General features: G+C 44.6%; 10 protein-coding genes. 9 read left to right on the top strand and 1 reads right to left on the bottom strand.

From position 1 onward, the window contains the following. Nucleotides 1-102: 102 nt before the first annotated feature. Entirely contained in the window at nucleotides 103-462 is a 360-nt protein-coding gene (locus FPZ44_RS11410) for a protein kinase (protein ID WP_144990263.1), read from the top strand. 195 nt (nucleotides 463-657) lie between these two features. Here FPZ44_RS11410 and FPZ44_RS11405 read toward each other — a convergent pair whose 3' ends face one another. Beyond that, on the bottom strand, nucleotides 658-1686 hold the full coding sequence (locus FPZ44_RS11405) for an LLM class flavin-dependent oxidoreductase (protein WP_144990261.1): 1029 nt from the start codon (nucleotides 1684-1686) through the stop codon (nucleotides 658-660). Nucleotides 1687-1980: 294 nt separating this feature from the next. Here FPZ44_RS11405 and FPZ44_RS11400 point away from each other — a divergent pair, with 294 nt between their 5' ends. The 8 genes from FPZ44_RS11400 to FPZ44_RS11365 all read left to right on the top strand — a co-directional run bounded on the left by FPZ44_RS11400 (nucleotide 1981) and on the right by FPZ44_RS11365 (nucleotide 10005). Further along, nucleotides 1981-2748 (top strand): tyrosine-protein phosphatase, encoded by a 768-nt coding sequence (locus tag FPZ44_RS11400; protein WP_144990259.1) that lies wholly within the window; start codon nucleotides 1981-1983, stop codon nucleotides 2746-2748. An 84-nt stretch (nucleotides 2749-2832) separates the two neighbouring features. After that, nucleotides 2833-3588 (top strand): YveK family protein, encoded by a 756-nt coding sequence (locus FPZ44_RS11395; RefSeq protein WP_186786008.1) that lies wholly within the window; start codon nucleotides 2833-2835, stop codon nucleotides 3586-3588. Then, a complete protein-coding gene (locus FPZ44_RS11390; protein ID WP_144990255.1) occupies nucleotides 3563-4243 on the top strand; it encodes a CpsD/CapB family tyrosine-protein kinase in 681 nt (226 codons plus the stop codon). The genes FPZ44_RS11395 and FPZ44_RS11390 overlap by 26 nt, the downstream gene beginning before the upstream one ends. Nucleotides 4244-4277: 34 nt before the next feature. Continuing rightward, on the top strand, nucleotides 4278-5438 hold the full coding sequence (locus FPZ44_RS11385; protein ID WP_144990253.1) for a glycosyltransferase family 4 protein: 1161 nt from the start codon (nucleotides 4278-4280) through the stop codon (nucleotides 5436-5438). Next, on the top strand, nucleotides 5413-6711 hold the full coding sequence (locus FPZ44_RS11380) for a nucleotide sugar dehydrogenase (RefSeq protein WP_144990252.1): 1299 nt from the start codon (nucleotides 5413-5415) through the stop codon (nucleotides 6709-6711). The genes FPZ44_RS11385 and FPZ44_RS11380 overlap by 26 nt, the downstream gene beginning before the upstream one ends. 4 nt (nucleotides 6712-6715) lie before the next feature. Next, nucleotides 6716-7717 carry an SDR family oxidoreductase gene (locus tag FPZ44_RS11375; RefSeq protein ID WP_144990250.1) on the top strand — a complete coding sequence of 334 codons (1002 nt, stop codon included), beginning with the start codon at nucleotides 6716-6718 and terminating at the stop codon, nucleotides 7715-7717. A 3-nt stretch (nucleotides 7718-7720) separates the two neighbouring features. Continuing rightward, entirely contained in the window at nucleotides 7721-8899 is a 1179-nt protein-coding gene (locus FPZ44_RS11370) for a glycosyltransferase family 1 protein (RefSeq protein WP_144990247.1), read from the top strand. Continuing rightward, nucleotides 8896-10005 carry a glycosyltransferase family 1 protein gene (locus FPZ44_RS11365; RefSeq protein WP_144990245.1) on the top strand — a complete coding sequence of 370 codons (1110 nt, stop codon included), beginning with the start codon at nucleotides 8896-8898 and terminating at the stop codon, nucleotides 10003-10005. Before FPZ44_RS11370 ends, FPZ44_RS11365 begins: the two co-directional genes overlap by 4 nt. Nucleotides 10006-10065: the final 60 nt, after the last annotated feature.

Here is a 10065-nt window from a genome sequence, read left to right as displayed (position 1 = left end):
AGCAGAGCGTATACATAGATGGAGTTTCAACGGACAGTACTACTTTATGCTTTATAAAAACTACCATTTTAAACCCATTTGTTTTCAGGAGGAATCTATATTATGTACGAAGTTAAATACAGAGAAGATAAAAATCGCATTTATGTAAAATTAGAAGGTCTTATGACATTAGAAGAGGCTAAAGAATACGATATAGCAGTACGTGGATGTGTAGACCAAGCTACATTAGGCTACACGTTCTGTATTGATATGTCCAAAGCTCAACCAGCACCTCCTGAAGTAAACGACTATCTTGCTAGTCTTCGTTCCTACATGGCTGCCAAGCAGCTTAATGGTTCCTCGATGATCGTTAGCTCCGTACTTACAAAGCTTCAATTGTCCCGTTTGATCAAAGAAATCGGTGGTATTTTCAATGTGTCTCAAACCTACGAGGAAGCAGATAAATATTTGGATACGATATAAAAGAGCATACTTTACGCAATCCCATTGAAAACTAAATGGTGATATTGAAAGAATTGCTCGTTCAAATAGAACGGGCCCATAGAAAAGACGGAACAGAAACTAATTTCTGTTCCGTCTTTTTGTTTACATATAAACCGTTATAACTTCTACGAGCTTATACTCACGGAATTGGCACGTATGCTTCTCAAACCAAGTCTATTCAGCGCGAACGTTAGACAGAAGTTCATACGAACGAAGCCTTGCGCCATGATCGTAAATTTGACTGTTGAGCATAATTTCATTCGCATTTGTTGCTTCTACCAGCTCGGTCAGTTTGCGCTTGACGGTAGTTGGGCTACCGATTATCGATGTTGAGAGTGTTCGCTGCACAAGCATTTTCTCATACTCGCTCCAATGCTCATCCATGCTGTCCACAGGAGGCTGCAGCTTCTGCGGCCTATTGCGTATGATGCTCAGGAATTGCTGCTGTGCTGAGGTCGCCAATCGTTCTGCTTCTTCATCGGTATCCGCTGCTATGGCATTAACCGTTACAATAACGTACGGTGCATCCAACACTTCTGATGGTTGGAAGTGATTCCGATACACTTCCAGTGCTGGGCGTGTATTCTCAGGCGAGAAATGGCTAGCGAATGCAAAGGGGAGTCCTAGATCCCCAGCTAATCGTGCGCTGAAGCCACTAGAGCCAAGCAGCCAGATCGGTATACGAAGGCCCTCGCCAGGTACGGCGCGAACACGATTTTCAAGTGGTGAAGCAGGTCGCAAATAATTGCGAAGCTCATCCAATAACTCAGGAAACTCTTGTCCATTGCGGCCTGTATCGCGACGAAGTGCTTGTGCTGTAAGTTGATCGCTGCCAGGCGCTCTACCTAAGCCAAGATCAATTCGGTCCGGGTAGAGAGATTCTAGCGTGCCGAATTGTTCTGCAATAACAAGTGGAGCATGATTTGGCAGCATGATACCGCCTGATCCTACACGAATGGTCGTCGTATTCGCAGCCACATGTCCAATAAGCACAGAAGTTGCTGAGCTTGCTATGCCAGGCATATTGTGATGTTCCGCCAACCAGTACCTTTGGTAACCCCATGCTTCCGCATGGCGTGCTAAGTCTGCAGTTCGCCGAAAGGATTCGGCAGCCGTACTGCCTTCAACGATAGGAGATAGATCCAATACGGACAACGGGATATTAGTGAGTGATTGGTTAGAAGAATGTGATGGTTGTTCCATATTTTATAGGTCACCTGCTCTCTAGGTAATCGCTTTATGGCATGTTAATAACGAAATCGTAAATGTAAGGAATGAATCCATACTCAATAACATTTTAGCTTAATACCAGTAATGTACTAACAATTATAAAGTAAACATAGGGGCATGACAACATAACTGCGCCAAACAATAAATCCCGCACGCTATAGTGTGAATATTTTTCCGTAGGACTGCAATCCAAAATCATAAAGGAGAAACCTTGTCTATATACATAACTAAACAGTAGATTCGTCGGTGAGGAGAGTCAGGAAGGCAATGATTGATATACATACACATATTCTTCCGTGCCTTGATGATGGAGCACCTTCGCTTGAAGTCGCTGTATTAATGGCACGAATTGCATATGCACAAGGTATACGCGGAATGATTGCAACTCCTCATCATCGTAACGGGAGATACCGTAACGAAGCCGCTGACATCTATATAGTTACAGCACTTTTAAACGAAGCGCTTCAGCAGCAAGGCGTCGATGTTACGGTGTATGCAGGGCAAGAAATTCACATGTACGACAGTCTGTTATTGGATTGGATCGAAGGAAAGACGCTTCTCTCATTGCATCGTTCCAAATACGTATTGATTGAGCTCCCTGCCACACATATACCGACCTCTTGTCGGGATTTGTTCTATGAGCTGAGGCTGCTTGGCATGGTCCCGATTATTGCTCATCCTGAACGTAATGCTGAAGTGATGAAGGATGTGGGACTATTGGCGGAGCTTGTTCGTGAGGGTGCATTATGTCAAGTAACGGCCAGTTCGTTAACAGGCAGATTTGGTTCGAAAGTTAGGAAATTGGCATGGAAATTGTGCAAACAGAACTTCATTCATTTTATTGCGTCAGATTGCCACAATTGTCGTTCAAGGCCGCCCGATCTTGCAAATTCCTATCAACAGATTGGAGAAGTGCTAGGCGAGCGTCACGTTCAAAATTACATGCTGAACGCGAGTAACGTCTTGCAAAACAAAGACATCGCGGTTCAAGAGCCTGTGCTATCCGGCTCGATATGGCGTATGTCCCGGTATTAGGGCATCTAACTCAAATTCAAAAATAGATGCCTCATGGGTCAAAATCATATTGGAGGGCTCAATCGACGTGATAGGAGGGTCAAAATGGAGTTGGGCGTCAAAGAGATATTACAAGTTATCCGCAAAAGAAGCTGGTGGTTGGTTACGATTGTCGTACTTGCATCCATATGTGCAGGGATAGCTAGCCTTTATTTATTACAGCCCAAGTATGAAGCCTCCGGTCAAATCATTATTAGTTCAGCTAATTCTACGGGTCAGTCTTTGATGAGTATAAATGAAGTGAATATGGATTTAAGGCTTATTGATACTTACAAAGAAATTATAAAGACAGTTGCGATGATGAAAAAGGTGACGGCGTCGAATCCTGATATTGAACATACTCCTGAAGAATTATCCCGTCGAGTGGAAGTTAACTCCACAAGTTCAACACAAGTAATAACACTCTCTTATCAGCATGAAAATTACAGCCAAGCAGCGAAGACGGTGAACGCCATTGTGCTCGCATTTCAACGTGAAATACCTTCTCTGATGAATATCGATAATGTATCCATACTAGGTCTTGCCAATGAAGAAGCAGTTCCGGCACCAGTTAGTCCGAATATTGTATTCAATGTAGCAGTTACCTTTATGATCGCATTGGTAGGTGGAATTGGGCTGTTTGTACTGCTTGAGATGCTGGATGACACCATTAAAAGTGAGGAGGAGTTGGCACGATTGCTTAACTTGCCAGTACTAGCAACTGTAAACATCATTCGAGATACAAAATTTATTAAATCGAACTCAGCAACTATCCATGGGGAAGGAACGGGGAGCGATGTCACGATTGACGCGAAAGTCTAAATTGATTACGGCATACAGTCCGTTGTCTCCGATCGCGGAAATATATCGGACGCTGCGAACGAATATCCAATTCTCCTCGATTGACTGTCCGATGAAGTCGATAATGATTACGTCCGCTCGAGAGGGGGAAGGGAAATCTACAACACTTGTAAATGCAGCGGTCGCCTATGCGCAGTCCAATATGAAAGTCGTTATTGTTGATGCGGATTTGAGAAAGCCGACGATTCATGAATTTTTCCAGTTATCCAATCGAGTCGGTGTAACGAATGTGTTAGCTCAGCAAGCTAGTTTGGAAGACGTCATTTTAGAGAGTGGCATTCCGAATTTGAAGGTAATACCCGCAGGGACGATTCCTCCAAATCCATCGGAGCTGCTGTCTTCTCCAAGTATGACGAATCTCCTGACGGAACTTAGTGAGCAATACGATCTTATCTTTGTCGATACTCCGCCAGTTCTGCTTGTAGCTGACGCTCAAATTATGGCTGCTAAATGCGATGGCGTACTGCTTGTCGTTCAATATGGCAGGATAAAGCGTGAAGAGATAAAAAAAGCTAAAGCTAATCTTGAACTAGTCAATGCGAATTTACTAGGAACGGTTCTTAACCAATATAAAGCGAAAGTGAGCAGCCGGTATCACTATTATAGGGAGTCATAAGCGAGCACACTGTGAATTGTGTGAGGTGGAACCAATGAAAGTGTTATTGATATCCAGCCTAGCTCCCTCGCTGTTAACTTTCAGGCTGGACATGATCAGAGCGTTACAGAGGAATGGTCATGAAGTTATTGCAATAGCTCCTGAGCATGGGCAGAAATGGGAATCAGAATTCAAAGCGCTTGGAATCGCTTATTACGCAGTACCCATTGCTCGCACCGGCATGAACCCCCTTCAAGACATACGAACCTTTCTTCGCCTGATTAAGTACATACATAAAATCAAGCCTGACCTTGTATTTGCCTATCAAGCCAAATCAATCGTATACGGATGTGTAGCAGCAAAATTAACAGGAGTAAATCGTATTTATGCCTTGGTTGCTGGCCTCGGGTCTATTTTGCACAGCAATCGTAAATCCTCGATAAAAGCTGTTATCGTCAAACTTATTTTAAAGCTCCAGTACAAACTTGCGCTAGCTTGCTGTAAACGGGTATTTTTTCAAAACCCAGATGATAGGAAAGCAATGCGCAGTATGAATCTTATTCGTGCGGATCAGCCTGCACTTATTAACGGCTCTGGGGTTAATTTGAGTGTTTTCACAGAACAGCCTTTGCCTGATCAAGATGTATTTTTGTTTGTTGGCAGACTTCTTAAAGATAAAGGAATTCGTGAGTATATGGAGGCAGCTAGGCTCGTAAGACAGCAGTATCCGCAAGCTCGCTGTCTTGTTCTCGGGCCGTTCGATACGAATCCCACTGCTATTCAGCAGCAGGAGCTGCAGTGCTTCGTAGAAGATGGCTCTATTGAATATATGGGTGCAACCGATGATGTACGTCCTTACTTGAAGCAATGTTCGGTGCTCGTTTTGCCTTCCTATCACGAAGGAACGCCTCGTTGTGTGCTTGAAGCAATGGCAACAGGTCGCCCCATCATTACGACAGATGCTCCAGGTTGCCGTGAAACGGTAGTCGATCAAATTAACGGCTTTCTCGTTCCACCTAAGGATACGGCGGCAATTGCTGAGAAAATGATTTGGATGATCGAGAATAGAGAGCAGCTAAGATGGATGTCACAGCAGAGCTTGCGAATGGTTCGAGATAAATACGATGTCAACAAAGTGAATCAAGTGATTATGGAAACGATGCAAATCCAACCGATGGAGGCTGTCAAATATGTTGGAGGCGATCAAAGATTATAAGAGGTCGATAGCGGTTGTCGGACTTGGTTATGTGGGCTTGCCGTTGGCAGTGGCCTTTTCCAAACACGCGAGTGTGATCGGATATGATAGCAGTGAGGCTAAAATTAGCCTTTATCATCAGGGAATTGATCCGACGAATGAGGTAGGGGGCGACTCCATTCGAGTGAGCAAAATTCGGTTTACGAGCAACTCCGTTCATCTACGCGAGGCCTCTTTTATTATTATAGCGGTGCCAACACCTGTTGATAAGCACAATAAGCCTGATTTGAGCGCCTTAATAAGCGCTAGTTCTATCGTAGGAAGTCATTTGCAAACAGGATCAATTGTCGTATACGAATCTACGGTATATCCAGGTGTGACAGAGGACATATGCGTGCCTATTTTGGAACAGCAGTCTGGTTTAAAAGCTGGCATAGACTTTCAAGTAGGCTACTCGCCTGAACGAATTAATCCTGGTGATAACGTTCACCGGCTTGAAACAGTTGTCAAAATCGTTGCTGGGCCCGATGAGGCAACATTGGAGACGATTGCTGGCGTGTATGAATTGATCGTCAAAGCTGAAGTATATCGGGCTCCTTCTATTAAAGTGGCAGAAGCAGCTAAAGTTATTGAGAATGCACAGCGCGATATCAATATTGCGTTTATGAATGAACTCTCGATTATTTTTAATCGACTTGGGATTGATACGCTGGATGTACTGAAGGCAGCGGGTACGAAATGGAACTTTCTGAACTTTCAACCGGGATTAGTCGGTGGGCATTGCATCGGTGTTGATCCTTATTACTTAACGTACAAAGCAGAGGAAATTGGTTATCATCCTGAGGTCATTACAGCTGGCAGACGAATCAATGACAATATGAGCAAGTACGTAGCGGATAGTCTTGTTAAGCAGCTGATTTATGATAATTGTTCGATTAAAGGGGCTAAAGTGCTGGTTATGGGCGTGACCTTCAAAGAAAATGTTCCCGATGTTCGCAATTCCAAAGTTGTTGCGATGATTCGGGAACTGGAACAGTATCATATCGATGTTGTGGCCGTAGATCCGCATGCAGATCATGAAGTACTAAACAACGAGTACGGGATTGAGCTGGCTAACGAAATACCGCTAGTTGATGCTGTAATTGTCGCGGTAAATCATAAGGAGTATAAGAACCTTGCCTTGGATGAGCTTCGTTCTTTGTATAAACCTCATCGTACGGTATTAATCGATATAAAAGGAATCTATGATCGACGTGAGGCTGAATCCAAAGGATTTACCTATTGGAGGCTGTAATAGGATGGGATATCGTGATGTTGCTTTTCAAGCGGGTACGCAGTTCCTTGTAACTGGAGCAGCTGGTTTCATTGGCTCCAATCTTGTAGAGGCCCTTCTCCAGATGGGGATGAAGGTGCGAGGACTTGATAATTTTTCAACAGGAAAAAAGGAGCATGTTACATCCTTCTTAAACAATCCCAACTATACATTTATAGAAGGCGATATACGTGATGCAGCTGTTTGTCGTGAAGCTTGCGAACAGGTCGATTATGTTCTTCATCAGGCAGCACTCGGATCTGTACCACGTTCCGTTAGAGAACCCATTCTCTATGATCACAATAATATTGTTGGAACGCTTCATATGTTGGAGGCAGCGCGCTTATCAGGTTCGGTGAAAAGAGTTGTCTATGCTTCCTCTTCATCGGTGTATGGAGATGCAGAGCATCTACCTAAGGTTGAAGGGCAAGAAGGGAAGCTATTGTCTCCTTATGCGGTTACGAAGGCGGTTAATGAATATTACGGCTCTTTGTACACACGACTGTATCAGCTGCCTTGTGTGGGGCTTCGCTATTTTAACGTATTTGGCAGAAGACAAGATCCTTACTCTACTTATGCGGCAGTCATTCCTTTGTTTGCAAAGCTTTTATTGGAAGGACAGCAGCCTACGATAAATGGAGATGGAAAGCAGACAAGGGACTTCACTTATATTGACAACGTTATCGAGGCCAATCTGAAAGCTTGTGTGGCTGGGGATGAGGCAAATGGCGAGGTATTCAATATTGCATGCGCTGAATCATTCACTATCGCTGATATGCTTCGCATGATGTGCGAGCAGCTGTCTATTCCGTATCGTCCGAACTTTGGACCTGATAGGGAGGGGGATATTAAGCATAGTCTTGCGGATATTTCCAAAGCCCGTTCGTTATTGAACTATACGGCGGAGTGGAATTTCCATCGGGGGTTTGACGCAGCTGCTGCATGGTATCGTGCCTATTTCAATCGCCAATTAGAAAGGGAGGTTTGATGAATGACTCATGCTCCTTATCGCGTTCTGCATGTATTTGCAAGAATGGACAAAGGCGGTGCGGAATCTCGCATTATGGATTTGTACCGCTATATGGATCGAAGTCACATTCAATTCGACTTCCTTAGTTTAGAGGGCGGGAAGCATTATTTTGATGAAGAAATTGCACAGCTCGGGGGAAGGAGATTTGTAGTTCGTCACCCAAGGGAGAGTCTGGTTGGCCATATGCAGGATCTGTATCACTTAATGAAAACAAAGGGACCATTTCAAGCCGTGCATGCTCATACGGCTCATCATGAGGGGGCGGTGGCGCTAGCAGCTCGGATGGCAGGCATTCCGCACCGAGTATGTCATGCACGAACAACGGGCACAGCACGCTCTGCATCACTGCATAAACGAGTTGGTCTTTTGTTTGGCAGATTGCTTATCGCATCTTGTGCAACACGTCTACTCGCAATAAGCCAGGCGGCAGGGAAGTATTTGTATGGCGAGCATGTCATGAAGCAGGGAAAGGTAGAGATCGTTCCCGACGCGATAGACTTGTCTGCCTATGAACAAGTGAATCAGATCGATCCGTTCGTTCTGCGACAGCAGGCAGGAATTCCGCCATGCGGTATTTTGCTAGGGCATATTGGAAGTTTTCGCACCGTGAAAAATCAAACCTTTTTAGTTCGACTACTAGGAAATTTACGAAAAACTGGCATTGATGCAAGGCTTGTTCTCATTGGAAGTGGGGATCAGCGATTAGAGATTGAACGGCAAGTCATTGAAGCTGGACTTGCTGCTTATGTTCACTTTCTCGGTGTCAGGGATGATATTCCGAGGCTCGTTCGCATGTTTGATGTTTTTGTTATGCCATCCCTTTATGAGGGATTAGGAGGAGCAGCCATAGAGGCGCAGGCTGCAGGCACAGCTTGTGTGCTGTCATCTGCACTGCCTAAAGAAGCGGATATGGGACTTGGCACGGTGCGATTTGTAGACTTGAGTGAACCAATGCCTTTCTGGATGCAGGCCATTTTCAAGCAAGCAAATGCAGTACGACCGAGTCCTGATGCGATTCGAGCGGCTTTCTTAGAAAGGGGATTTATGCTCGAACATGCTGCTGACAGTATTCAACGTGCGTATGGCTTATCAGGCAGCAGCTGTGCAATCAATGATAGTGGAAGGATGTACGAAGGATGAACAAAGAGTTGAAGCGAGTGTTGCACGTTATACCGTCAACAGGATTCGGTGGCATTACGTCTATGGTGATGAATCTGTATCGTGCGCTTGATAAAGAACGAGTACAGTTTGACTTTGCATCGTTTAATCGTGGACATTTGCATGATGATATTTTATCTATGGGCGGGCGCGTATTTTATTTTGATTATATGAAGAAGCAGGGTATTTTTCGATACATGCATGCACTTAAGAAATTAATTCATGAGCAGGGTCCTTATCACGCGATACATGTTCACAACGGCTATAAAGGTGGATTTGCTTTATTAGCCGCTCGCATGGCGGGAATCGACACGCGTATTTGCCATATTCATACGAGCAATGTTGAAGAGCGCTGGCAGAAGGCCATACTGCCCTTGCTAAAGTCAGTGTCGATAGGTCAAGCTACCGAACTGATCGCTTGCGGACAAGATGCAGGCACATTTATGTATGGAGAACGTTCATTTTCTATACTAATGAATGCGATCCAGCCCGAGCAGTATGCCAACCGTTCACCGTGGGAGCGTGAGCAGCTGAGACGAGAGCTAAATATTCCAAGCGATTGTCTTGTCATTGGTCATGTAGGCAGATTATCGCCTGTGAAAAATCATCATTTCATGCTGGAAATTGCAGAGCAATTGAAGAACCATCATACAAATGTACCGTTTCGCTTCGTATTCGTAGGAGATGGACCGCTGCATTCCGAGCTGGAGGAAACCATTCACAAGAAGGGGCTGGAGAAGTATGTCTTCATGATTGGTTCCCGTGAAGATATACCTGCATTAATGAATGTATTCGACTTATATTTGCTGCCATCTCACTTTGAAGGATTGCCTGTTACGCTATTAGAAGCACAAGCCGCTGCGATCCCATGCCTTGTATCCACAGGGGTAACTCGGGAGTCAGATATAGGCGCGGAAATGGTCACCTTTATGGATTTATCCGCTGGAGCGCAGGCATGGGCTTATGAATTACTGAACTGCATCGATAGGGGCCAAGGTAATCAACAGGAAGCCGGAGCTAAGCTGACTGAGCGGGGTTATGATGTGAACAGCAGCCTGACCAGACTTTTACAGATCTATAATGTATAAGGGCATTAGCGTGTATTGCATAAATATCGCGCTATGCGCTCGCGTCAGAAGGGAAGATGT

Origin of the sequence: Paenibacillus agilis (assembly GCF_007786455.1) — a bacterium.
Lineage (GTDB): Bacteria > Bacillota > Bacilli > Paenibacillales > Paenibacillaceae > Paenibacillus_B > Paenibacillus_B agilis.
This window is presented reverse-complemented; position numbering and strand designations above follow the sequence as displayed.